At 64.1% G+C, this 24,754-nt stretch carries 14 protein-coding genes; 10 read left to right on the top strand and 4 right to left on the bottom strand.

The annotated features are described in order from the left end of the window. Positions 1-64: 64 nt before the first annotated feature. Positions 65-490 (bottom strand): EF-hand domain-containing protein, encoded by a 426-nt coding sequence (locus tag ABT375_RS05310; RefSeq protein WP_261934387.1) that lies wholly within the window; start codon positions 488-490, stop codon positions 65-67. Positions 491-763: 273 nt separating this feature from the next. Here ABT375_RS05310 and purB point away from each other — a divergent pair, with 273 nt between their 5' ends. Further along, entirely contained in the window at positions 764-2,080 is a 1,317-nt protein-coding gene (gene purB, locus ABT375_RS05305) for an adenylosuccinate lyase (RefSeq protein ID WP_416464358.1), read from the top strand. Between the two features lie 95 nt (positions 2,081-2,175). Here the strand turns inward: purB and ABT375_RS05300 are convergent, their stop codons facing one another. Both ABT375_RS05300 and ABT375_RS05295 read right to left on the bottom strand, forming a co-directional pair. After that, positions 2,176-3,243: a LacI family DNA-binding transcriptional regulator gene (locus ABT375_RS05300; protein ID WP_261934389.1), complete on the bottom strand. Its 1,068-nt coding sequence runs from the start codon at positions 3,241-3,243 to the stop codon at positions 2,176-2,178. Positions 3,244-3,331: 88 nt separating this feature from the next. Further along, positions 3,332-5,464, bottom strand: coding sequence for an alpha-glucuronidase family glycosyl hydrolase (locus ABT375_RS05295; RefSeq protein ID WP_416464853.1), 2,133 nt, complete (start codon positions 5,462-5,464; stop codon positions 3,332-3,334). Between the two features lie 166 nt (positions 5,465-5,630). On the opposite strand from ABT375_RS05295, the gene ABT375_RS05290 reads away from it, so the two are divergent. From ABT375_RS05290 to ABT375_RS05255, 8 genes are all read left to right on the top strand, one after another. Then, a complete protein-coding gene (locus tag ABT375_RS05290) occupies positions 5,631-8,006 on the top strand; it encodes a glycoside hydrolase family 3 N-terminal domain-containing protein (protein ID WP_416464356.1) in 2,376 nt (791 codons plus the stop codon). Next, positions 8,003-10,372, top strand: coding sequence for a glycoside hydrolase family 3 N-terminal domain-containing protein (locus tag ABT375_RS05285; protein WP_416464355.1), 2,370 nt, complete (start codon positions 8,003-8,005; stop codon positions 10,370-10,372). The genes ABT375_RS05290 and ABT375_RS05285 overlap by 4 nt, the downstream gene beginning before the upstream one ends. Before the next feature lie 14 nt (positions 10,373-10,386). Then, entirely contained in the window at positions 10,387-11,598 is a 1,212-nt protein-coding gene (manD, locus tag ABT375_RS05280) for a D-mannonate dehydratase ManD (RefSeq protein WP_416464354.1), read from the top strand. Positions 11,599-11,743: 145 nt separating this feature from the next. Beyond that, on the top strand, positions 11,744-13,045 hold the full coding sequence (locus ABT375_RS05275; RefSeq protein ID WP_416464353.1) for an MFS transporter: 1,302 nt from the start codon (positions 11,744-11,746) through the stop codon (positions 13,043-13,045). Beyond that, a complete protein-coding gene (gene uxaC, locus ABT375_RS05270) occupies positions 13,042-14,457 on the top strand; it encodes a glucuronate isomerase (protein ID WP_416464352.1) in 1,416 nt (471 codons plus the stop codon). The genes ABT375_RS05275 and uxaC overlap by 4 nt, the downstream gene beginning before the upstream one ends. Continuing rightward, the gene (locus ABT375_RS05265; protein WP_416464351.1) at positions 14,454-15,920 is read left to right on the top strand and encodes a mannitol dehydrogenase family protein; all 1,467 of its coding nucleotides are present in this window, start codon (positions 14,454-14,456) and stop codon (positions 15,918-15,920) included. Before uxaC ends, ABT375_RS05265 begins: the two co-directional genes overlap by 4 nt. 146 nt (positions 15,921-16,066) lie before the next feature. After that, the gene (locus ABT375_RS05260) at positions 16,067-18,931 is read left to right on the top strand and encodes a TonB-dependent receptor (RefSeq protein WP_416464349.1); all 2,865 of its coding nucleotides are present in this window, start codon (positions 16,067-16,069) and stop codon (positions 18,929-18,931) included. A 404-nt stretch (positions 18,932-19,335) separates the two neighbouring features. After that, complete coding sequence (locus tag ABT375_RS05255) at positions 19,336-20,565, top strand: SGNH/GDSL hydrolase family protein (RefSeq protein WP_416464348.1); 1,230 nt, start codon at positions 19,336-19,338, stop codon at positions 20,563-20,565. Here ABT375_RS05255 and ABT375_RS05250 read toward each other — a convergent pair. Beyond that, complete coding sequence (locus ABT375_RS05250) at positions 20,549-21,040, bottom strand: Lrp/AsnC family transcriptional regulator (RefSeq protein ID WP_224545838.1); 492 nt, start codon at positions 21,038-21,040, stop codon at positions 20,549-20,551. The genes ABT375_RS05255 and ABT375_RS05250 overlap by 17 nt on opposite strands. A 99-nt stretch (positions 21,041-21,139) precedes the next feature. Between ABT375_RS05250 and putA the strand changes: the two genes are divergently transcribed. Then, entirely contained in the window at positions 21,140-24,742 is a 3,603-nt protein-coding gene (putA, locus tag ABT375_RS05245) for a trifunctional transcriptional regulator/proline dehydrogenase/L-glutamate gamma-semialdehyde dehydrogenase (RefSeq protein ID WP_416464346.1), read from the top strand. The last annotated feature ends 12 nt before the right edge of the window (positions 24,743-24,754 follow it).

Genomic DNA, 24,754 nt, shown 5'->3' with positions numbered 1-24,754 from the left:
GCCGCCTCCGGGTGCGACCCCTCAGGCTCTATATCCCGCCTTCGTGACAGGGGGGAATCAGCCTTTAGCCTGCGCCGCCACTCAGGTAGCTGACAAGTTCAGGCTTGCTGACGGAAATGCTCTTATCCTTGTCGGCGGTCGTAAATGCGCCGTTGGCCCAGGCCGTGACCTGCTCGGCAGGCAGGGTCGACCCCGTCGCCTTCATTTCCTGGCCCTTCAGCGCCACCATCCAGCGCGAAAATTCCGACTGGTCGAGTTGCCCGTCGCTGTTCGCGTCATAGGCGGGGAATTCGCTGTCGACGATCGACGCGACCGTTGCGGCGGTGTTGGCCGGAGCAGCGGGCGTCGCTGCCTGCGGTGCGGCGGGTGCGGCCGGAGTCGCAGACTGGGGCGCGGCCGGGCTCGCGCCCTGGTCGGGCGCCATGCCCTGTTGCGCCATGGCGGGTGCCGCTATCGCGAGGGCGGTCGAGAAAAGAAATATGCGGACCATGGTAATCTCCTGTCACCTTCGAATGTGCCGGGAAATAATTGTTCCGGCGATGTCGATTTGCTGCGGAGATAATGGATGACGACTGGTGAATGTTCCTGAACATCCATTCATGTCTCTTCATTCGTCTTGAAAATATGGTCGGCTCGTCGGGCTTCATCATTTTGGGCGGCATGGAATCTTGTCGATCACCCTTTCTTCTCTCTCGATTTGCCCCGACGGGGCGACGCTGCTAGGCGCGCGGCAACATTTCTCCTCCAACCGCAGGATTCGCCCATGGTCCCCCGCTATTCCCGTCCCGCAATGACCGCGCTCTGGGAGCCTGAAGCCCGTTTCAAGATCTGGTTCGAGATCGAGGCGCATGCGACCGAGAAGCTGGGCGAACTGGGCGTCGTCCCGCCGTCCGCGGCCAAGGCGCTGTGGGACTGGTGGGCCACGAACCCCAGCATCGACGTGCCCGCGATCGACGCGATCGAGGCCGTGACCAAGCATGACGTCATCGCCTTCCTGACCTGGGTGGCCGAACAGGTCGGCGACGAAGCCCGCTTCATGCATCAGGGCATGACGTCTTCGGACGTCTTGGACACCTGCCTCGCCGTGCAATTGGCCCGCGCCGCCGACATCCTGATCGACGATCTGGACAAGCTGCTCGACGTCATCAAGCGTCGCGCCTTCGAACATAAGCTGACGCCGACCATCGGCCGCAGCCATGGCATTCATGCCGAACCAGTGACCTTCGGCCTCAAGATGGCCGAAGCCTATGCCGAATTTTCGCGCTGCAAGACCCGCCTGATCGCCGCGCGCGCGGAAGTCGCGACCTGCGCCATTTCCGGCGCGGTCGGCACCTTCGCCAATATCGACCCTGCGGTCGAGGAGCATGTCGCGGAAAAGCTGGGCCTGGCCATCGAGCCTGTCTCGACACAGGTCATCCCGCGCGATCGCCATGCGATGTTCTTCGCGACGCTGGGCGTGATCGCCAGCTCGATCGAGCGCCTCGCCGTCGAGGTTCGCCACCTCCAGCGCACCGAAGTTCTGGAAGCGGAGGAATATTTCTCGCCGGGGCAAAAGGGCAGCTCGGCCATGCCGCACAAGCGCAACCCGGTGCTGACCGAAAACCTGACCGGCCTCGCCCGCGTGGTGCGCGCCGCCGTGGTGCCCGCGCTGGAAAATGTCGCCCTGTGGCATGAGCGCGATATCAGCCACTCGTCGGTCGAGCGCTTCTTTGGTCCCGATGCGACCATCACCCTCGACTTCGCGCTCGCCCGCCTGACCGGCGTCATCGACAAGCTGCTCATCTATCCCGAGCGGATGATGAAGAATCTCGACAAGATGGGCGGCCTCGTTCACTCGCAGCGCGTGCTGCTGGCCCTGACCCAGGCGGGCGTCAGCCGCGAGGACAGCTACCGCTACGTCCAGCGCAACGCGATGAAGGTGTGGGAATCGGACGGCCAGCTATCGTTGCTGGAACTGCTCAAGTCCGACCCAGACGTCACCGCTGCGCTGCCGGTCCAGGAGATCGAGGACAAGTTCAACCTCGATTATCATTTCAAGCAGGTCGATACGATCTTCCGCCGGGTGTTCGGCGAGGCCTGATAACCCAACATCCGTTCGTTTCGAGCTTGTCGAGAAACGTGAAGCGCTACGCTAGCCGCTTCTCGACTGCGCTCGAAGCGAACGGTGGATAATATCTACCGCCCACCCATACGCGGCCGCACGCGCGGCGCAGCGTCCGACTGCCGCCGGATCAGCGCATGATCCAGCACCAGATGCTCCGCCGCTTCGTCGGTGCGTCGGCCCTTCAACTGCCGCACCAGCACCTCCACCGCCGCGCGCGCCATCGCGCTGATCGGCTGGCGGATCGTGGTCAGCTCCGGCCATATGGTGGTCGCCAGAGAGGTATCGTCAAAGCCGCAGACGGTCAGGTCGCCCGGCACGTCCAGCCCGGTGCGATGCGCGATCGCGACGGCAGCGGCGGCCATGTCGTCATTGCTGGCGAAGATGGCGGTCGGCGGATCGGCCAGCGCCAATATATGTTCGGCCGCGTCCAGCCCGGATCGATAGGTGAAATAGCCCTGCGCGATCAGTTCGTCCTGCACGCTCAGGCCCGCTTCGCCGAGCGCCGCGACATAGCCCTCGAACCGCTTGGCGCTGGCGCTCTGGTTCGGATTGCCCTTGATGAAGCCGATGCGATCATGGCCCAGCCCGATCAGGTGCCGGGTCATTTCATAGGCCGCCTGCCGATCGTCGATGCTGACGGCGGCCAGATCCGACGGCGCGCGCCCGGTCGCCACCGCGACCGCCGGGATGCCCGCCTTGTCCAGCGCTTCCACCATCTCGTTCAAATCACACAGCGGCGGCGGCAGGATCACCCCGTCGATCCGCCCGCGTTGCAGGTGGGCGACGACCGACGCGATCGATATTTCCTCATCCCATTTTTCCACGACCAGGTCGACGCCGCTGCGGCTCGCCTGATCCAGGCTGCCGACCAGAAATTCGCTGAGATAGGAGGAGGAGGGGTTGGAATAGAGCAGGCCGATCCGCGTCTCGTCCCCGCCCGCCAGCGTCCGGGCGGCGGCGCTGGGCGCATAGTTGAGCGCCGCGATCGCGATCTCCACCTTCTCTCGCGTCGCCGCGCGCACGACCTGCTCGCCATTGATGACGCGGGACACGGTCATCGGGGACACGCCGGCATGGCGGGCGACATCATTGATGGTCGGGGCGTTGCGCTGCCGGCGGGACGATCGAACGTCGCTCATGGGATCAGGCTCAAAGATGCGCACTTTCGGTAATATGATGCCGCTGCCGAAATGGTAACGACATCAATCGGTAAAATTAAGTGAATAATCAGTTATGACCCGGCGCATAGGGGAATTTCTGCGCCTTGTACCAATTAAGGTCATGGGCGGGGGCAGCCGACCCGGCGGGCAGGGGACGTTGCGACACCGACTGGAAATAGGCGATGCTGGCGTCGCGCCACCATAAAGCCTCGCGATGCTGGATCGTCAGGAACGTCTCTGTCTGCGCGTACCGCTCCGCATCGACATAGGGTTTGAGCGATGCCCAGGTCGTCTGCATGTCCGCGACGTAATTCACGCCCGCCTCATAATGATGGACAAGACCGTTCCACAACGTCTCGCCCGACTTGAGCCGATAGTCCCACGGCACATGATGGAACCATAGCAGGTCGCGTTCCGGCGTGGTCTTGACGCTGCCGAACAGCTTGGCGAGCGGCGCGGCATATTGGCTGACGGCATTGCTGCCCGTCTTCGTCCGGTCAAAGCCGATGCCGGTCGCGTCCGCCTTATGATAATAGACCGGGTTCCATTCAGGCCGCGCCAGTTCCGATACCCATGGCCCCGGACCATAATGATGGCCCGTGTCCATGACATGCGCCAGGCCGAGCGGCGTCATATAATCCACCGCCGCCTCGCGCGATCCCATCATCATCCTGACCACGGGCTGCACGACCTTGGGATCGGGCGAAAAGGTCATCTCCGCCCATTCCTTCGCGATCGTCTCCGCCGACAGGCTGGTATCCCAGGCCAGACGGCCAAAGGCATACCAGTCCGCCTGATTGAAGATCGACCCGCTCCAGTCGCGATCGACGCCGATATTGGCGACACCTGCGATGCCGGTCAGCTTATGGCCCTCCAGCGATCCGTCGATCACCTTGGCCACCGTCGATCCCTTGCCCTTGGCGTAGGTATCGGCGTCCAGCACTTCCTCGAACAACGGCCCAAGGTAAGTGAGGTGCGTCGACTGGCCCAGATATTCCTTGGTGATCTGGAATTCCATCATCAGCGGCGTCCTGGGCATCGCGCCGAACAGCGGATGAAAGGGTTCGCGCGGCTGGAAGTCGATCGCGCCATTCTTTACCTGTACGATGACATTGTCGGCGAACTTTCCATCCAGCGGCTTGAAGTCGGTATAGGCCTGTTTGGCGCGGTCGTCGGGATTGTCATGGGCATAGACGAAGGCGCGCCACATCACGATGCCGCCATGCGCCTTTACCGCAGCGGCCAGCATGTTCGCGCCATCGGCATGGGTGCGGTTGTAATCCTGCGGTCCCGGCTGGCCCTCGCTGTTCGCCTTTACCAGGAAACCGCCGAAGTCTGGAATCGCCTTGTAGATTTCGTCCGCCTTCGCCTTCCACCATGCGGCGACGGCCGGGTCGAGCGGATCGGCGGTCTTGAGGCCATCCAGTTCCATCGGCGCGGTCCATTTGACCGACAGATAGACCTTGATGCCATAGGGACGGAAGACATCCGCCAGTGCTGCCGCCTTGGCGATATAGGGCGCGGTCAGGCTATCCGCCTTGGCGTTCACATTGTTGAGGACGGTGCCGTTGATGCCGATCGAGGCGTTGGCGCGGGCATAGTCGGTGTAGCGCGGCCCTTTCCAGTCGGGCAGGCGCCACCAGTCCCAGATCGACTGGCCGGCATAGCCGCGCTCGACCGTGCCGTTCAGATTGTCCCAATGGTTGAGCAGGCGCAGGCCGATTTTCGGCGCGCTGCGTATGTCCAGATTGTCCAGCTTCTCGCCGCTCTGGGCGAGGCGCAGCCAATGATAGGCGCCATGGAGCAGGCCGATGTCGCTGTTCGCGGCGATCAGCGTGACCGCCTTGCCGTCCATCATGATGGTGCGAATCGCATAGCCTTCCTCGCCCAGCCCGTCCGTCTTCACCGGCAGGGAATGGGTGGACGCCGGCGTCGCCAACAGCAGCGCGCCTTGCTGGACCGTTGCTGACAGCGCTGGCGTTGTCCCGGTCATGCCGGCGATACCGCGTTGCAATTCCTGGGTTGCGATGGCCAGCGTCGGGCTGTTTCCGCTTGCCACGATAGCGTTCGCATGAGCCGCCAAAACGCCAGCGCGCGATGGTTCCGTGCGCGCATAGCGCAGCCATAGATCATAGCCGTCCTCAGCCTGCGCCGCAGGCGCCATCACAGGCGTCAACGCCGTTCCGGTCACGGCAATCATCCAGCAAAACAGGCGCGCTTTCACGAAGATCCTCTCCCTTGTCCCGAACGTCAAAGCCCATTGATCGGGCATTGACAAGTCTCTCTTGTCGAAGCAATGGTAACGCTATCAGTTCAGCCACGGCAAGCGGAAAGATTGTCGGGGAAATAAAATGGAGAGGGGCGTCGTGATCCGTAACCGCAAAATATGGTGTGCAGCGTCGGCGCTGGCGTTGAGTGTCGCCTTGCCGATGGCGCCTATTCATGCGGCGCCCGCAACGGCATCGGCCAAGGCCGTTTACCAGGACGTCGGCGCGCCGATCGAGGCGCGCGTCGACGATCTCCTGGCGCGCATGACACTGGACGAGAAGATTGCCCAGATCACCACCGTCTGGCTCGACAAGGTCAAGATTTTCGATGACCGGCTCCAGCTCGATCCCGCGAAACTGGCCGCGCAATATCCCCATGGCCTGGGCCATTTCACCCGTCCTTCCGATGCGAAGGGGGCCGTTAGTCCTCGGGTCGCACCAGGACGCAATCCGCGCCAGACGGTCGCACTCGTCAACGCCCTGCAAAAATGGGCGACGACGCAGACTCGGCTGGGCATCCCGATCCTCTTTCATGAAGAGGGGCTGCATGGCTATGCGGCCGTCGGCGCGACCAGCTTCCCCCAGTCGATCGCCATGGCGTCCTCCTTCGACACGGACATGCTGCGCGACGTCAACAGCGTGATCGCGCGGGAGATCCGCTCGCGCGGCGTGCCGATGATCCTGTCTCCGGTGGTGGACATCGCCCGCGACCCGCGCTGGGGCCGGATCGAGGAAACCTATGGCGAAGACCCCTATCTCGTCAGCGAAATGGGTGTCGCCGCAGTCGAAGGGCTTCAGGGCGTCGGCCGGGAGCGCAATCTGCGTGATGGCAAGGTGTTCGCCACGCTCAAGCATCTGACCGGCCATGGCCAGCCCGAAAGCGGCACCAATGTCGGCCCGGCGCCGGTGTCGGAGCGCGAACTGCGCGAGAATTTCTTCCCGCCCTTCGAACAGGTGGTGAAGCGCACCGGCATCGAAGCCGTCATGGCCAGCTATAACGAGATCGACGGCGTCCCGAGCCATGCCAATCGCTGGCTGCTGGAAAATGTGCTGCGTGAGGAATGGGGCTTCAAGGGCGCGGTCGTGTCGGACTATTCGGCGATCGACCAGTTGATGAGCATCCATCATATCGCCGCCAATCTGGAGGAGGCCGCGATCCGCGCGCTCGACGCAGGCGTCGACGCGGACCTGCCCGATGGCCTGTCCTATGCGATGCTGGGCAAGCTCGTGCGCGAAGGCAAGGTGAGCGAGGCGCAGGTCGACCTGGCCGTCCGCCGGATGCTGGACCTCAAATTCCGCGCCGGGCTGTTCGAGCATCCCTATGCCGATGCCGCCGCGTCGGAAAAAATCACCAACAACGCCGAAGCCCGCGCGCTGGCGCTCAAGGCCGCGCAACGCTCCATCACCCTGCTTAAGAATGACGGCATGCTGCCGCTTAAGCCCGAAGGCACGATCGCGGTCATCGGCCCGAGCGCGGCCGTGGCGCGGCTCGGCGGCTATTATGGCCAGCCGCCGCACAGCGTCTCGATCCTCGAAGGAATCAAGGCCAAGGTCGGTGGCAAGGCCAACATCGTCTTCGCGCAGGGCGTGAAGATCACCGAAAATGACGACTGGTGGGAGGACAGCGTCACAAAGTCCGATCCCGCGGAGAATCGCAAACTGATCGCGCAGGCGGTCGAGGCTGCCAGAGGCGTGGACCATATCGTCCTGACGCTGGGCGACACCGAACAGTCGAGCCGCGAAGGCTGGGCCGACAATCATCTGGGCGACCGTCCCAGCCTCGATCTGGTCGGCGAGCAGCAGGCGCTGTTCGATGCCTTGAAGGCGCTGGGCAAGCCGATCACCGTCGTCCTCATCAACGGTCGCCCGGCCTCCACCGTGACGATCAGCGAGCAGGCCAACGCCATTCTCGAAGGCTGGTATCTGGGTGAGCAGGGCGGCAACGCTGTCGCGGACGTGCTGTTCGGCGATGTGAACCCCGGCGCGAAGCTGCCCGTCACCGTGCCCCGCTCGGTCGGGCAACTGCCTATGTTCTACAATGCCAAGCCCTCGGCGCGGCGCGGCTATTTGTTCGACACCACCGACCCGCTCTATCCCTTCGGTTTTGGCCTCAGCTACACAACATTCGACCTGTCGCCCCCGCGTCTGGCCGCGGCCCGCATCGGCACGGGCGGCAAAACAACTGTCTCGGTCGATGTCCGCAACAGCGGCGGGCGGGAGGGCGACGAAGTCGTCCAGCTCTACATCCATGACAAGGTCAGCTCCGTCACGCGCCCGATCAAGGAATTGAAGGGCTTTCAGCGCATCACCCTGAAGCCCGGCGAAACCCGCACCGTCACCTTCACCATCAGCCCCGAGAGCCTCCAGATGTGGAACGATCATATGGAGCGTGTCGTCGAACCGGGCGATTTCGAGATCATGACCGGCAACAGCTCGGTCGCGCTCCAGTCCGCGACGCTGACGGTGACGCCGTGAGCCTCGCGCGTCGCCAGGCGCTCGGCCTGCTCGCTTCGACCTCGCTGTTCGCGGCGGCCCCGGCCGTGGCCGCAAAGGGGAAGGGGCCGCTCTACAAGGATGCCTCCGCGCCCATCGACCTGCGCGTCCGGGATCTGCTGGACCGCATGACACTGGAGGAGAAGGTCGGCCAGATCATCGCGCTCTGGGCGACCAAGGCGGATATCATGGACGACCTGACCTTCTCGCCGACCAAGGCGAGCAGGGCCTATCCGAACAGCTTCGGCCAGATTACGCGCCCGTCCGATCGGCGCGGTGCGCCCGACGGGTCGCAGCAGGCCGGTGGCGTCGGCGCCCGCTGGCGCACCCCGGCCGACACCGTCGCCTTCATCACCGCCGTCCAGACATGGGCGATCAAGGAGACGCGTCTCGGCATCCCGGTCCTCTTCCATGAGGAATCGCTGCACGGCTATATGGCAACCGACGCGACCATGTTCCCGATGGCGATCGGCATGGCGGGCAGTTTCGACCGCCAGTTGATGCAGGATGTCCAGTCCGTCATCGCCCGCGAAGTCCGCGCCCGCGGCGTTCATCTGGCCCTGTCCCCGGTGGTGGACATCGCCCGCGATCCGCGCTGGGGCCGGATCGAGGAAACCTTCGGCGAAGACCCTTATCTCTGCGGCGAAATGGGCGTCGCGGCGGTACTGGGTCTGCAAGGCGAGAGCAAACAGCTTGGCCCGGACAAGGTCATGGCGACGCTCAAACATATGACCGGCCATGGCCAGCCTCAGAGTGGCGAGAATATCGCGCCAGCGCCGATCAGCCAGCGCGAACTGCGCGAGAATTTCTTCCCGCCCTTCCGTCAGGTCGTGAAGCGCACCGGCATCGCTGCCGTCATGCCGTCATATAATGAAATCGACGGCGTCCCGTCGCACCAGAACAAATGGCTGCTCGGCGACATTTTGCGCGGCGAATGGCATTTCGACGGTGCGGTGGTCAGCGACTATGGCGCGGTCCACGAACTCGACACCATCCACCATGTTCAGCCCGACCCGGAGGCATCGGCCCGCGCCGCCCTCCGCGCCGGCGTCGATTGCGAGTTGCCCGATGGCCAGACCTATCGGACGCTCGTGGAACAGGTCCGCGCGGGGAAGGTGCCCCTCGAAGCGGTCGACATCGCAGCCAAGCGCATGTTGACGCTCAAGTTCCGCGCGGGCCTGTTCGAAAACCCCTGGCCGCGCCGCGACTATGACACGCTGACCGGCAATGCCGAAGCCCGCGCGCTGGCGCTGAAGGCCGCGCACAAGTCGATCGCGCTGCTCAAGAATGACGGCACGCTGCCGCTCGCTGCTGGCGCGCATAAGCGGGTCGCGGTGATCGGCCCCAATGCCGCCATCGCGCGATTGGGCGGCTATTCTTCCATTCCCCGGCAGGACGTGTCTTTGCTGGAAGGGGTGAAGGCCAAGCTCAAGGGCAAGGCGGAGGTCGTCCATGCGCAGGGCGTCTTCATCACCCAGAGCGAGGATCGCTCGGTCGATGAAGTGTTGCTGGCCGACCCGGTCAAGAACCGTGCGCTGATCGCTGAGGCGGTCGGAGTGGCGAAAGGCGCGGATATCGTCCTGCTCGCCATCGGCGACACCGAACAGACGAGCCGGGAAGGCTTTGCCAGGAACCATCTGGGCGATCGCACCAGCCTCGACCTGGTCGGTGAGCAGAATGAATTGTTCGCGGCGATCAAGGCGATCGGCAAGCCCGTCGTGGTCTGCGCGATCAATGGCCGTCCGCCCAGCTATCCGACCGTGGTAGACGGGGCCAACGCGCTGCTGGAATGCTGGTATCCGGGGCAGGAGGGCGGCACCGCCATGGCGGATATCCTGTTCGGCGACGTCAATCCCGGTGCGAAGCTGCCTGTCACCGTTGCGCGCGACGCGGGGCAAATCCCGATCTTCTACAACCGCAAGCCCAGCGCCCGGCGTGGCTATGTGTTCGAGGATATCAGCCCGCTCTTCCCATTCGGATATGGCCTTAGCTACACGAAGTTCGAGTTTGGAAAACCACGACTTTCTTCACCGCGCATCGGTGTGGGGGGCAGCGTCACGGTCGAAGTCGATGTGCGCAATATGGGAGACAGGACAGGGGACGAGGTCGTCCAGCTCTACGTCCATGATCAGGTTGCCAGTGTCACTCGCCCGATCAAAGAATTGAAGGGCTTCGAGCGCGTCACTCTTGCGCCCGGCGAAACGACGACCGTGCGCATTCCGCTTGGCCCCGACGCCTTCAGCTTATGGAATCTCGACATGGAGGAGGTCGTCGAACCCGGCCTCTTCGACATCATGGTCGGACCCGACAGCCAGAATCTCCAGACCATCACGCTCGAAATCATCTGAACAGGACCGCTCAAATGCCTAAGATAATTGATGCCAAGGTCATCGTCACCTGCCCCGGCCGCAACTTCGTCACGCTGAAGATCATTACGGACGAAGGCGTCTACGGCCTCGGCGACGCGACGCTGAATGGCCGTGAACTTTCGGTTGCTTCCTATCTTCAGGACCATGTCATCCCTTGCCTGATCGGTCGTGACGCGCACCGGATCGAGGATATCTGGCAGTATCTGTACAAGGGTGCCTATTGGCGTCGCGGTCCCGTCACCATGTCGGCCATCGCCGCCGTCGATACCGCGCTCTGGGATATCAAGGGCAAGATCGCGGGCCTGCCGGTCTATCAACTGCTGGGCGGGGCGAGCCGCGAAAGCGTCATGGTCTATGGCCATGCCAATGGCACCACGATCGAGGATACGGTCAAGACCGCGTTGGAATATCAGGCGCAGGGGTACAAGGCGATCCGCATCCAGTGCGGCGTGCCGGGCATGGCGTCCACCTATGGCGTGTCCAAGGACAAATATTTCTACGAACCGGCCGACGCCGACTTACCGACGGAAAATGTGTGGAATACCAGCAAGTATCTCCGCATTGTTCCCGAACTGTTTAAAGCGGCGCGTGAAGCGCTGGGCTGGGACGTCCACCTGCTCCACGACATCCATCACCGTCTGACCCCGATCGAGGCCGGGCGTCTGGGCAAGGATCTGGAGCAATATCGCCCCTTCTGGCTGGAAGACGCGACCCCGGCGGAAAATCAGGAAGCCTTCAAGCTGATCCGCCAGCACACCACGACGCCTCTGGCCGTGGGCGAGATCTTCAACTCGATCCATGATTGCCGCGAACTGATCGAAAACCAGCTTATCGATTATATCCGCGCCACCGTGGTCCATGCAGGCGGCATCAGCCACCTGCGCAAGATCGCCAATCTGGCCGATCTTTATCAGGTCCGCACCGGCTGCCATGGCGCGACCGACCTGTCGCCGGTCTGCATGGCTGCGGCGCTGCATTTCGACCTCAGCGTTCCCAACTTCGGCGTGCAGGAATATATGCGCCATACGCCCGAAACCGATGCCGTATTCCCCCATGCCTACAGCTTTGCGGACGGCGCGATGCATCCGGGCGAGGCGCCGGGTCTGGGCGTCGACATCGACGAGGACCTGGCCGCCAAATATGAATATAATCGCGCCTTCCTGCCGGTGAACCGGCTGGAAGACGGCACCATGTTCAACTGGTGATCGACATGATCGGCTCATCTTTTCAGCCTCGGACTTTCACGCCACTTACTTCCGTTCGTGCTGAGCCTGTCGAAGCACGCGTGCGCGCCCTTCGACAGGCTCAGCACGAACGGATGTGGGTAGTGTCAGGCGAGAGGATGAGCCGATGAGCACTGCCATTCCCAAACCCTCCGGCCCACCCAAGCCGTCAGGCAAAGTCCGCTGGATCGTCTGCGGCCTGCTCTTCGCGGCTGTCGTGCTCAGCTATATCGACCGGCTCGTCCTGCCGACGCTCAAGCCCGATCTTCAGGCCCGTTATGGCTGGAGCGAGAGCGGCTATGCCGATCTGGCCATCTGGTTCCAGGCGGGCTACGGCATCGCCTATGTCTTTTTCGGTCGCCTGATCGACAGGATCGGCGCGCGGGCAGGCTATGCGCTGGCCGTGTCGCTGTGGACGATCGGCCATGTCGCGCATATCTTTTTCACCTCGACGGCGGGAATGCTGATCGCCCGCATCCCGCTCGCGATCGGGGAGGCGGGAACATTCCCCGCCGCCATCGCCGCGACCAATGAATGGTTCCCCAAGAAGGAACGGGCGCTGGCCATCGGCATCTTCAATGCCGGGTCCAATGTCGGGGCGATCCTGACGCCGTTGTTCGTCCCCGTCATCGCGGTGACGCTGGGCTGGCGCTGGGCCTTCATCCTGACCGGCCTGCTGACGGTCCTGTGGCTCGCGGCATGGCTGAGCTTCTATCGCCGCCCGCGCGAAAAGAAGAGCCTCAGTCCGCAGGAGCTGGCCTGGATCGAAACCGATCCGGTTGAAGAAAAGCGCCCGGTCAAATGGTCGACCCTGTTCCGCCATCGCCAGACCTGGGCATATATGTCGGGTCGCTTCCTGATCGATCCAGTCTGGTGGACTTTCCTCTTCTGGCTGCCCGATTTCTTCAACAAGCAATATGGCGTGAAGATGCTCGATTTCGGGCCACCGCTGATCGCTGTCTATCTGATGGCGGATGTCGGGTCGGTCGCGGGCGGCTGGGCTTCCTCGCGCTTCATGGGGCGGGGCTGGAGCCTCAACCGCTCGCGCAAGAGCGCCATGTTCCTCGCCGCGCTCTGCGCCGTGCCGATCGCCTTCGCCGCCAGCGCGCCGTCCATGTGGATCGCCGTTGGCCTGATCGGCCTCGCCTGCGCCGGACATCAGGGCTTTTCCGCCAATCTCTACGCGCTGCCCGGTGACGTGTTTCCCCGCTGGATGGCCGGGTCGGTCGTCGGCCTGGGCGGCCTGTCGGGTGCGGTCGGCGGCATGTTGATGGCCAAGTTCGCCGGCGTGATCCTGGAGAGGATCGGTAGTTTCGGCCCGATCTTTGCGGTCGCCTCCGTCGCTTATCTGATCGCGCTGGCGGTCATCCACTTCCTGCTGCCCCGCTATCAGCCGGTGGTCGCCTCTGTTCCCGGAAATCCCGCATGACCAAGACGCTCAGCCTTCATCCCGATCGCCTTTTCCCGTCCGATCCCGCGACCCGCGACATCGCCCGCCGCCTCTATGCGAGCGTGAAGGATCTGCCGATCGTGTCGCCGCACGGCCATACCGATCCGCGCTGGTTCGCCTATGACGAGCCGTTCGCCAATCCGGCGGAATTGCTGATCGTGCCGGACCATTATGCTTTCCGCATGTTGATGAGCCAGGGCGTCAAGCTGGAGGATCTGGGCATCCCGACCGTGGATGGCAGCGCCACGGCCAGCGATCCGCGCGCCATCTGGCGCCTCTTTGCCGAGCGTTATCATCTGTTCCGGGGCACGCCCACGCGCATGTGGATGGACTGGGTCTTCGCCGAAGCCTTCGGCATCGACGTGCAATTGAACGCGGACACCGCCGATCATTATTACGACATCATCGACGCCGCGCTGAAGACCGATGCCTTCCGCCCGCGCGCCTTGTTCGAACGTTATAATATCGAAGTGATCGCCACGACCGAAGGGCCGCTCGATCCGCTCGACCATCATCGCGCGATCCGGGCGTCCGGCTGGGATGGCAAGGTCATCACCGCCTATCGCCCCGACCCGGTGCTCGACCCCGACGATCCGCGCTTCATCGCCAACGTCCAGCGCTTCTGCGCCATGGCGGGCGAGGATGTGGACAGTTTTGCCGGCTATCTGCGCGCGCATGAAAAGCGCCGCGCTGATTTCCGCGCGGCGGGCGCGACATCGACCGACCATGGCCATCCGTCCGCCTTCACCGCCAACCTGCCGCGCGAAGAGATCGAGGCTCTGTACGCCAGGGTCATGACCGGCCCGGTCACCGCGCGGGACGCGGAGCTGTTCCGTGGCCATATGCTGACCGAAATGGCGCGGATGTCGATCGACGACGGCATGGTGATGCAGTTGCATCCCGGCGTCCATCGCAGCCACAATGCCGCCGTGCTGGCCCGTTTCGGCAAGGACAAGGGCGGCGATATCCCCACCGCCGGTGAATTCGTGCAGGCGCTCAAGCCGCTGCTCGACGTTTATGGCAATGATCCGTGCCTGACGCTGATCCTCTTCACCCTGGACGAGGATGTCTATGCGCGCGAGCTGGCGCCGCTGGCCGGCCACTATCCAGCGCTCAAGCTGGGGCCGCCCTGGTGGTTCCATGACAGTCCGGAAGGGATGCGCCGTTTCCGCGAGCGGATGACGGAAACGGCAGGCTTCTACAATACGGTCGGCTTCAACGACGACACTCGCGCCTTCCTGTCGATCCCGGCTCGTCATGACGTCGCCCGCCGCATGGATTGCGCCTGGCTCGCCCAGTTGGTCGCCGAACATCGGCTGGAGGAGGATGAGGCGTTCGAATTGGCGCGTGCGCTGGCCTATGACCTTGCCAAGGCGGCATACAAGCTGTGAGCCGCCTGTCCATCACCACCCTCGCGCAACTGCCCGCCGACATCACGCCGCCGGCCTATGACCGCGCCGCCGTGACCTGCGGCGTCGTCCATATCGGCATTGGCGCCTTCCATCGTGCCCACCAGGCGGTGGTCTTCGACGATGCCCTCAATGCCGGCGACCTGCGTTGGGGCGTCATCGCCGCTTCGCTGCGGTCACCCGGCGTGCGCGACCAGATGCAGCCACAGGATGGCCTCTACACCATACTTGTGCGCGACGGCGCGACGGAACGGGCGCGCCTGATCGGCGCGGTCCGGCATGTCATCGTCGCGCCGGAAGAGCCGCAGGCGCTGCTCGCGGCGCTGGCCTCCCCGGACACGCATATCGTGACGCTCACCATCACGGAAAAGGGCTACAAGCTGGACCCCGCGACCGGAATGTTGAACGAAAGCGATCCGCAACTCGCCGCCGACCTCATCTCGCTCGATAGTCCGCAGACCGCGCCCGGCTATCTGGTCGCCGCGCTGGCCCTGCGCCGCGCCGCCGGCCTTGCGCCCTTCACCGCGATCAGCTGCGACAACCTCCCGCATAATGGCGCGCGCCTGCGCAATGCCGTGCTGGAACTGGCACGGCGGCACGACGCCGGCCTGGCCGACTGGATCGCAGAGCATGGCGCTTTCCCCGAAACCATGGTCGATCGCATCGTGCCGGCGACCACGCCCGAAGACATCGCCATGCAGACCGAACGGCTCGGCGTCGAAGACCGGGCGATGGTCAAGACCGAACCCTTCCTTCAATGGGTGATCGAGGATCGTTTCTGCAATCTGCGCCCGGATTTCGGGGCAGGGGTCCAATTGACCGCGGCCGTTGCGCCATGGGAAGAGGCGAAGCTGCGCCTGTTGAACGGCGCGCATAGCGGCATCGCCTATCTGGGCGGTCTGGCCGGTATCGACCATGTCCATGAGGTGCTGGCCCTGCCCGAAGCCCGGCATTTCGTGGAAAGGCTCTGGGACGAGGCGGAAACGACGCTGTCGCCGCCGGCCGAGCTGGACGTCGCAGCCTATCGCCGCGAGCTGATGGCCCGCTTCGACAATCCGACGCTGCGTCACCGCACGCGCCAGATCGCCATGGACGGATCGCAGAAACTGCCCCAGCGCCTGCTGGCGCCCATCGCCGCGCGGCTCAAGGCAGGGCAGGGGATCGACGCCCTGTCGCTCGCCGTCGCAGCCTGGATTCGCTGGCAGGCGGGGCGCGATGACAGGGGTATCACCCATCAGGTGGATGATCCGCTTGCGGCGCCCATCGCCGCCGCGCTGGCCGGGGCGCAGACCGCGCAGGAACGCATCGCCGCCATTCTCGCTTGCGACGCGGTGATTGCGCCTGCGCTCGCCACGGACGATCGTCTGCGCGCGGTCCTGACCCGCTGGCTCGTCCTGCTGGAAACGCAGGGCGCGCGCGGCGCCTTGGCGGCATTTTGCGGGTGATGACATAGCGACCTATATCGTTACCACCCAGCGTCTTTCAGCGTCTTGACAAAGTCGACGGCCGCTTTATTGAAGTATTAGTGATAGCGCTACCAGTTTAGGCCCACCGGAGAGTCGGGGGCTGCGCTCAGGAGAGGGGTTTGTTCATGTCTTCACGCACCCATATGTTTCGCATCGCTCTGTTCGCGGCTTCGGCGGTCGGTTCGCTGAGCCTGGCGCAAGCCGCGCTGGCGCAGGATGCCGCGCCGCAGGCCGATCCGGCCGCCACGACAGCGCCGCAGGATGATGTCGCCGACATCGTCGTCACCGGTATTCGCGGGTCGCTGCAGAGCGCTACCAACGCCAAGAAGGACGCCGTCGCCTTCGGTGACTCGATCTTCGCCGAGGATATCGGCAAGCTGCCCGCCACCAACCTGGCCGAAACGCTCAACCGCATGCCCGGCGTGCGCCTGAACCGTGACACCAACGGCGAAGGCACCCAAGTGGCGATCCGCGGCCTTGGCCCCAGCTTCACCCGCGTTCTGCTGAATGGCTCGCAGATTCAGGTCGCGTCCGATGGCGGCACGAATGGCGGCAGCGCCAACCGCGAAGTCGACCTGGACTTCTTCCCCTCCGAACTCTTCACCCGCCTCGACCTCGCCAAGAGCCCGTCGCCCTCGACGCTGGAAGGCGGCATCGCCGGCACCGTCAACCTGCGCAACGCGCGTCCCTTCGACAAGCCGGGCACCCACATCACCGTGGTGGCGCAGGGCCAATATACCGACAGCAATGATCGTCTCAGCCCGCGCGGTGCGATCGTCGCCAGCCACACCACCGACACGTTCGGCATTCTGGTTGGCGTCGCGGGGGTCAAGACGAAGACCCGGGTCAAGGGCTTTGAATCGGTCGGCTGGACCGACGGCAATCTTGGCGCTGGCGATGCGGGCGGCAACAATTTCTCCTGGGCGTCTGTCGTGCCGGCCAATGCCGGCCATGGCCTGGTCGCCGGCCAGCCGGTCGATGTGGTCGATACCTCGGGCCTGACCCGCGATCAGCTCAGCACCGCGCTGATACCGCGTCTGGGTCGCCAGAGCCTGACCGACGGCACGCGGTCTCGCATTTCGGCGCTGGCCTCGCTCGAATGGCGCCCCAGCGACGAACTGCATTTCGCGATCGACGGTTTGTGGGCCAAGTCAAAGCGCGATTACAGTAAGGTCAATATGAACTGGCAGGTCCGCAATTCGGGGCCGGGCAGCACGGCGCAATCGACCGGCGGCATGATCCCGATCGATCTGACGGTGGACGACAACGGAGTCGTGACCAGCGGCACCTTCGCCAACTCGTCCTTCTTCCTGGAAGCCAGCCTGTTCAAGCAGACCACGAAATTCTGGAACATCAACCCCAGCGTGACCTGGCAGCCGACCGAAGACCTGAAGATCGACCTGTCCGCCAACTATTCGAAGAGCAGTTTCTTCCGCGAGCAGCCGACCTGGGCCTTCCAGACCACGCCAAACTCCGGTGTCGATGTCTATTATGACAATAACGGCGGCGATTACCCGTCGATCACCAGCAATCTCGACCTGAACGATCCGAACAATGGCAGTTGGCAATGGTATCGCCAGAATATCGCACTGGTCCGCCGCAAGACCGAAACGAAGGGTGCGCATCTCGACGTCGCCTATGGTGATGACATGTTTAACGTAAAGGTCGGCGCAGCGTTCGACCAGGCGACCCGTTCGATCCGTGCCTATGACAATAGCACGGCTTATCAACTATCGGTCTGTGGCGCGGGCTGTACCGGCGCCACGGGATCGATCACGACCAGCCAGATCGCGCAATATCTCAATAGTTCGTCTACTGCCGGCTTCATCGTGCCTGATTTCAATGCGATCATGCAGGCGACCAACTATGCCAGCTATCGCGATAGCGCACCTGAAACACGCGGCGCCGTCACGGGCGGTGCGACCGGCGACATGGACGAAAAGGTCATTGGGGCCTATTTCGAACTGAATGGGGTCACGACCATTGCCGACCGTGATCTGCACATCAATGCAGGCATGCGCTATGCCCATACCGATCAGGAAGTGGTCGGCCCCAGCCAGGTCGGCACCGCGATCATCGACATCACGTCGCGGTCGAAATATGAAAATTTCCTGCCGTCGATCAACCTCACCTACGATGTCGCGGCCAATCTGAAGCTGCGTGCATCGGCTTCGCGGACGATGACTCGTCCGGATGCGGGGCAGATCCTGCCGGGCGTCACATTCTCCGACCCGTCGGCGCTGCTGGCGACGGCGGGTAATCCGGAACTGCAGCCCTACACGTCGGACAATTACGATCTCGGCGGCGAATTCTATACCGGCGGCATCGGCTATATCGGCGTGTCGGCCTTCATGAAGAATATTCAGGGCTTTACCGTCACCACCTCCAACCAAGTCACGTTCGGATCGCTCAATATTCCGTTCAGCAGCCTGCTGTCGACCCAGCAGAATGCGCTGACCGATCGCGCCGCTGCCACCGGCGTCGCCGTCAGCGACCTGCCGATTACCGTCAATCGCCCGGTCAACCTGTCCGACCTGAAGATCAAGGGCCTGGAAGCGACCTGGGTGCAGCCGCTCGACTTCCTGGTGAAGGGCCTCGGCTTCTCCGCCAACGGCACCTATCTCAAACAATCGTCTTCGTCCGGTCTGGTCGCGACCGGCGTATCGAAATATTCGTATAACCTTCAGGGCTTCTACGAAAATGACGGTCTGTCGATCAGCGTCAACTATGTCTGGAACGACAAGTCGATCGCCGTGAACAAGCCGCAAAACGGCATCAGCAACGCATCGCTGCGCAATGATGCGCGTGGCCAGCTCGATATGTCGGCCGGCTATCAGCTGCCCTTCTTCAACAAGGCGCTGCGCCTGACGGTCGATGTGCTCAACATCACCGACGAGCCGATCCGTACGACCTTCGAATATGATAATGCGGCCTACTCCGTTTACTATCCCGGCCGTTCGGTCCTGGCCGGCATCCGCGCGAATTTCTGATCCTCCCCCAAGGACACCTCGCAGGGTCGGCGGCAACGCCGGCCCTTTTTCTTCCGCTGTTCTGACACGGCCGATCGACATCGGATCGGCGAACGAAAGGTCCGGCCACCTCGGCTTTGCCCTTTCAATGTAGGATTTTCTTTGATCTACCAAGGTGATGGGCCGTTCGATCCGTCTTCCCTTGCCGTCGCGGTCGGCGCTCTGTCCTCCGTTACGGACGGGACAAATTTTCGGTGGCTTCGGCGTTACTTTGGCGTGACCTATCGGGCGCTTCGGGGTGGCTTTGCAGGCGCAATCGGGCTGAAAAGCCCGACAACGGTGTGAACTTCGGCGCCGACCCGAAGAACCATGCCATTATCGCGGTCCGCCCGGCAGGGGACCATGATCGAAAGGAAGTTGATCAAATGTCCCTCCGTTTCTGGTCCTGTCTGCTTCCCGCCCTGTTCGCAGCCGCTCCCGTCGATGCGAAAATCTGCGCCCCGACATGGGTGGCGGGCTGGGCCTCCTCTCAGTTCCGGCCGACCGGCGACGCGGCGCTGCCCGTCGGCACGCTGGCGGACCGGACTTTGCGCCAGATCGTCCGCCCTTCCCTATCCGGCGACCGCGTGCGCGTGCGCCTCTCCAACCTTGCCGGAACCCGGCCGCTTGTGCTGGCCGGCGCCAGCATCGCCCGCGCGCTGGGACCCGCTTCTGCCGCAATCGAACCCCGCACGCTGATGGCGCTCCGCTTCGATGGGAAACCCGACATCGTCATTCCGGCCGGCGCGGACTATCTGTCCGACCCGGTGTCGTTGCCGACAAAGGCGCTGGATACCATCGCCATATCGATCCGCTATGTCGGCGAGCCGGAACAGACATCGCATCCCGGATCACGCGCGACGTCATGGCATCTGCCCGGTGACCACCTCACTGATGCAGCCATGGCCGGTGCAGCCAGCTTCGATCACTGGTTCAATCTGGCCGCGCTGGAGGTCGAACGCTGTGCGCCCGCCAAGCTGATCGTCGCGCTGGGCGACTCGATCACCGATGGCAAGGGTTCCACCACCAACGGCAACGATCGCTGGACCGATCGGCTGGCGGAACGGCTGCAGGCCGACCCGAAGCGCCGAGCCATCGCCGTCGTCAACCAGGGGATAGGCGGCAACCGCCTGTTGCATGACGGCCTTGGCCCCAATGCGCTGGCCCGGCTGGACCGCGACGTGCTGGCCCAGCCCGGCGTCACTCATCTGATCCTGCTGGAGGGGATCAACGATCTCGGCACGCTGACCCGCGATGCGCCGGTGAGCGTCGACGCGCACCGGGCCCATGTCGCCCGCATCATCGGCGCCTATCGCCAGATCGTCGCCCGCGCCCATTCCAAGGGCGTGAAGGTGATCGGGGCAACCGTCATGCCCTTCGTCGGCAACGCCTATTATCATGCCGATGCGCAGAATGAGGCGGATCGGCAGGCGGTGAACGCCTGGATCAGGCAACCGGGCAATTTCGATGCGGTGATCGATTTCGATCGCGTCATCCGCGACCCCGCGCATCCCGACCAGTTACTGCCCGCCTTTGACGACGGCGACGCGCTCCATCCCTCGCCCAAGGGGTACAGGGCGATGGGGGAGGCGATCCCGCTCAGCCTTTTCGACTGATCCGCTTGTGCCCCGCCTCCAGCACCGTCTCCATCGCGACGAAGGTCGATGTGCTGGCGACATGGGGCAGGGCGCTGATCTTTTCGCCCAGCACCATGCGGTATCGCCGGATGTCCGCGGTGCGCACCTTGAGCAGATAGTCGAAATTGCTCGCCAGCATATGGCATTCCTCGACCTCCGGGATGCGCCGCACCGCCGCGTTGAATTCGCGCAGCGCCGCTTCCCGTGTGTCGGACAGCTTCACCTCGGTAAAGGCGATATGGTCCATGCCCAGTTTCGCCGGATCGACGATCGCCCGAAAGCCGCGGATGACGCCCGCTTCCTGCAAACGTTTCAGCCGTACCTGGCACGGCGTCTTGGACAGGCCGACCTGCGCGGCAAGATCGGTGACGGTCATCCGCCCATCTTCGACCAGGGCGGCGATGATCCGCCGGTCGAAATCGTCCAGATCGACCGCTTTGGGTATATTCTCCATAACATCTGCCTAACAAAGCCACTTTAATAAGTCACTCCGGCTTCTGGAGGGCCGTTGATAAGGCGGAACGAAAATTCGACTTGGGTTATTCTCAGTCTCATGACCGACCAGAGCCCCTTCGCCGCTTTCGCCCCCGCCATCCGCCAGCCCACGCCGCTGCGGCAGGCTATCACCGCCGCCTATCGCCGCGACGAGGCGGAAGCGCTGGCGCCCCTGATCGCATCGGCGACATTGCCCGACGACATGCGCGCGGCCATCGCAAATACCGCCCGCACTCTCGTCACCGCGCTGCGCGCCAACCACAAAGGCACCGGCGTCGAAGGGCTGGTGCAGGAATATGCGCTGTCCAGCCAGGAAGGCGTGGCGCTGATGTGCCTGGCCGAAGCGCTGCTCCGTATTCCCGACACCGCCACCCGCGATGCGCTGATCCGCGACAAGATCGCCGATGGCGACTGGGGCGCGCATCTGGGCGGCGACAAGTCGCTGTTCGTCAACGCCGCTACCTGGGGCCTGGTCGTCACCGGCAAGCTGTTGGGCAGCGTCGATGACCGTGGTCTCGGCGCGGCGCTGACCCGCCTTGTCGCCCGCGCCGGCGAGCCGGTCATCCGCCGCGGCGTGGATCTGGCGATGCGGATGATGGGCGAACAGTTCGTCACCGGCGAGACGATCAAGGAAGCGCTCAAGCGGGCGAAGGAACTGGAGGCGAAGGGCTTCGCCTATAGCTATGACATGCTGGGTGAGGCTGCCACGACCGCCGCCGACGCCAGGCGTTACTATGCCGATTATGAACAGGCGATCCACGCCATCGGCAAGGCGTCAGCCGGGCGCGGAATCTATGCCGGCCCCGGCATATCGATCAAACTGTCGGCCTTGCACCCGCGCTATGTCCGGGCGCAGGCCGATCGCGTGATGGGCGAATTGCTGCCGGCGGTGAAGAAGCTGGCGCTGCTGTCGAAGAGCTACGACATCGGCCTCAACATCGACGCGGAGGAGGCCGATCGGCTCGAACTGTCGCTCGACCTGCTGGAAAGCCTGGCGATCGACCCGGACCTGGCCGGCTGGAACGGGCTTGGCTTCGTGGTGCAGGGCTATGGCAAACGCTGCCCGTTCGTCATCGACTGGATCGTCGATCTGGCGCGCAGGGCCGACCGCCGGATCATGGTGCGGCTGGTCAAGGGCGCCTATTGGGATGCGGAGATCAAGCGGGCGCAGGTCGACGGTCTGCCCGACTTTCCGGTCTATACCCGCAAGGTCCATACCGATGTCGCCTATGTCGCCTGCGCGCAGAAGCTGCTGGCCGCGCCCGATGCGGTCTTCCCCCAATTCGCGACCCATAATGCCCAGACGCTCGCGACCATCTATCAACTGGCAGGGCCGGACTTTGCGATCGGCCAATATGAGTTCCAGTGCCTTCACGGCATGGGCGAGCCGCTCTACGAACAGGTGGTCGGCGCCGGAAAACTGAACCGCCCCTGCCGCATCTATGCGCCGGTGGGCACGCATGAGACGTTGCTCGCTTATCTCGTCCGCCGTCTGCTGGAAAACGGCGCGAACAGCAGCTTCGTCAATCGCATCGCCGATCCCAATGTCTCGATCGAGGAAATGATCGCCGATCCGGCCGATGTCGTGCGCGCGATGGCGCATCCGGGCCATCATCACGACCAGATCGCGCTGCCGGCCGATCTTTATCCCGATCGCCGCAATTCGGACGGGCTCGACCTCAGCAATGAAGCGACGCTCGCCAGCCTAGGGGAGGCGCTGCGTCATAGTGCGGCGATCGGCTGGACAGCCATGGCTGAAGGTGCGTCCGGTCTTTCGCGCACGGTGTTCAATCCGGCCGATCATCGCGACGTGGTGGGGCGCGTCACCGAAGCATCGCTGGACGAGGCCCGCGCCGCCGCCATCCGCGCAGCCGCGTCGCGCTGGTCCGACAGGGCAGTCGCCGATCGCGCCGCGGCGCTGGACTGCGCCGCCGACGCGATGCAGGCGCGGATGCCGATCCTGCTGGGCCTGATCGTGCGGGAGGCGGGCAAGTCCCTGCCTAACGCCATCGCCGAAGTGCGCGAAGCGATCGACTTTTTGCGCTATTATGCCGCGCAGGCGCGCACGACCTTCGGTCCGGCGCAGGCCGCCTTGGGGCCGGTCACCTGCATTAGCCCGTGGAACTTCCCGCTGGCCATCTTCACCGGACAGGTTGCCGCCGCCCTGGTCGCGGGCAATCCGGTGCTGGCCAAGCCGGCCGAGGAAACCCCGTTGATCGCGGCGGAGGCCGTTCGCCTGCTGCATGAGGCGGGCGTCCCTGCCGATGCGCTGCAACTGCTGCCCGGCGACGGCCGCATCGGCGCGGTGCTGGTCGCGGCGCCCGAAACCGCCGCGGTCATGTTCACCGGATCGACCGAGGTCGCCCGCCTCATCCAGCGCCAGCTTTCCACGCGCCTGTCCGCAGATGGCAAGCCCATCCCGCTCATTGCAGAGACCGGCGGCCAGAATGCGATGATCGTGGATTCTTCGGCGCTCGCCGAACAGGTGGTGGCCGACGTCATCGCCTCCGCCTTCGACAGCGCGGGCCAGCGCTGTTCGGCGTTGCGCATCCTGTGCCTGCAGGAAGACGTCGCCGACCGGACGCTGACGATGCTCAAGGGGGCGCTCGCCGAATTGCGGATTGGCCGCACCGACGCGCTGAAGGTCGACATCGGCCCGGTCATCAGCGCGGAGGCGCGTGACGGCATCAACGCCCATATCGACGCGATGCAGGCGCTGGGCCGCAAGGTCGAACATAGTCCGCTGCCACCCGAAGCCACGCACGGCACCTTCGTTCCTCCGACGATTATCGAGATAGAGTCCATCGCCGATCTCAGCCGCGAAGTCTTCGGCCCCGTTCTGCACGTCCTGCGGTTCCGGCGCGACCGGCTGGATGCGCTGGTCGACCAGATCAACGCCACCGGCTACGGCCTGACCTTCGGCCTGCATACCCGGCTGGACGAGACAGTGGCGCGGGTCACGGCGCGGGTGAAGGTCGGCAATATCTACGTGAACCGCAACGTCATCGGCGCGATCGTGGGCGTGCAGCCCTTTGGCGGTTGCGGGCTGTCGGGCACCGGTCCCAAGGCTGGCGGGCCGCTTTATCTGGGGCGACTGGTCACGACGCCGCCGGTGTTCGCGGCGCGGGTCAGCCATTTGCGATCGCCGCTGCATGCCTTCGCCGACTGGCTTGAGCAGCAGTGCGAGGAGAAGGCAGCGCTTCAGGCGCGCCGCGCCGGCGATGCGTCCGCGCTGGGCGTCGAACAGGCGTTGCCGGGGCCGGTGGGCGAACGTAACATCTACGCCCTGCATCCGCGCGGCCGCATCCTGTTGCGCCCGGCGACGCGGCAGGGGCTGTTCCGCCAGATGGCCGCCGTGCTGGCCACCGGCAATCATGGAGTGGTGCAGGGGATGACGATTCCGCAGGGAATGCCCGCCGATGTCGCCGCCTGCTTCAGCACCGACGCCACCGGCCATTATGCGGCCGCGCTGGTGGAAGGGGACGCCGCCAAGGTCGCCGCTACCGCCCAGTGCGTCGCCGATCTGCCCGGCCCGATCGTGTCGGTCCATGCCGACGATCATGGCCATGGCTATTGCCTCGACTGGCTGCTGGAGGAGCAGTCGACCTCCATCAACACCACGGCGGCGGGGGGCAATGCCAGCCTGATGATGATCGGCTGATACGTCGCGCGT

Origin of the sequence: Sphingomonas sp. VDB2 (assembly GCF_047946695.1) — a bacterium.
In the GTDB taxonomy this organism is placed as follows: Bacteria; Pseudomonadota; Alphaproteobacteria; order Sphingomonadales; family Sphingomonadaceae; genus Sphingobium; species Sphingobium bisphenolicum.
Note: the sequence above shows the minus strand (reverse complement) of the source record. Positions and strands in the feature narration are given on the sequence as shown.

Coding starts and splice junctions, on each gene's coding strand:
- manD (WP_416464354.1), top strand. CDS start 10,387: ATGCCTAAGATAATTGATGCCAAGGTCATCGTCACCTGCCCCGGCCGC.
- ABT375_RS05255 (WP_416464348.1), top strand. CDS start 19,336: ATGTCCCTCCGTTTCTGGTCCTGTCTGCTTCCCGCCCTGTTCGCAGCC.
- ABT375_RS05300 (WP_261934389.1), bottom strand. CDS start 3,243: ATGAGCGACGTTCGATCGTCCCGCCGGCAGCGCAACGCCCCGACCATC.
- ABT375_RS05275 (WP_416464353.1), top strand. CDS start 11,744: ATGAGCACTGCCATTCCCAAACCCTCCGGCCCACCCAAGCCGTCAGGC.
- putA (WP_416464346.1), top strand. CDS start 21,140: ATGACCGACCAGAGCCCCTTCGCCGCTTTCGCCCCCGCCATCCGCCAG.
- ABT375_RS05250 (WP_224545838.1), bottom strand. CDS start 21,040: ATGGAGAATATACCCAAAGCGGTCGATCTGGACGATTTCGACCGGCGG.
- uxaC (WP_416464352.1), top strand. CDS start 13,042: ATGACCAAGACGCTCAGCCTTCATCCCGATCGCCTTTTCCCGTCCGAT.
- purB (WP_416464358.1), top strand. CDS start 764: ATGGTCCCCCGCTATTCCCGTCCCGCAATGACCGCGCTCTGGGAGCCT.
- ABT375_RS05295 (WP_416464853.1), bottom strand. CDS start 5,464: ATGATTGCCGTGACCGGAACGGCGTTGACGCCTGTGATGGCGCCTGCG.
- ABT375_RS05260 (WP_416464349.1), top strand. CDS start 16,067: ATGTCTTCACGCACCCATATGTTTCGCATCGCTCTGTTCGCGGCTTCG.
- ABT375_RS05310 (WP_261934387.1), bottom strand. CDS start 490: ATGGTCCGCATATTTCTTTTCTCGACCGCCCTCGCGATAGCGGCACCC.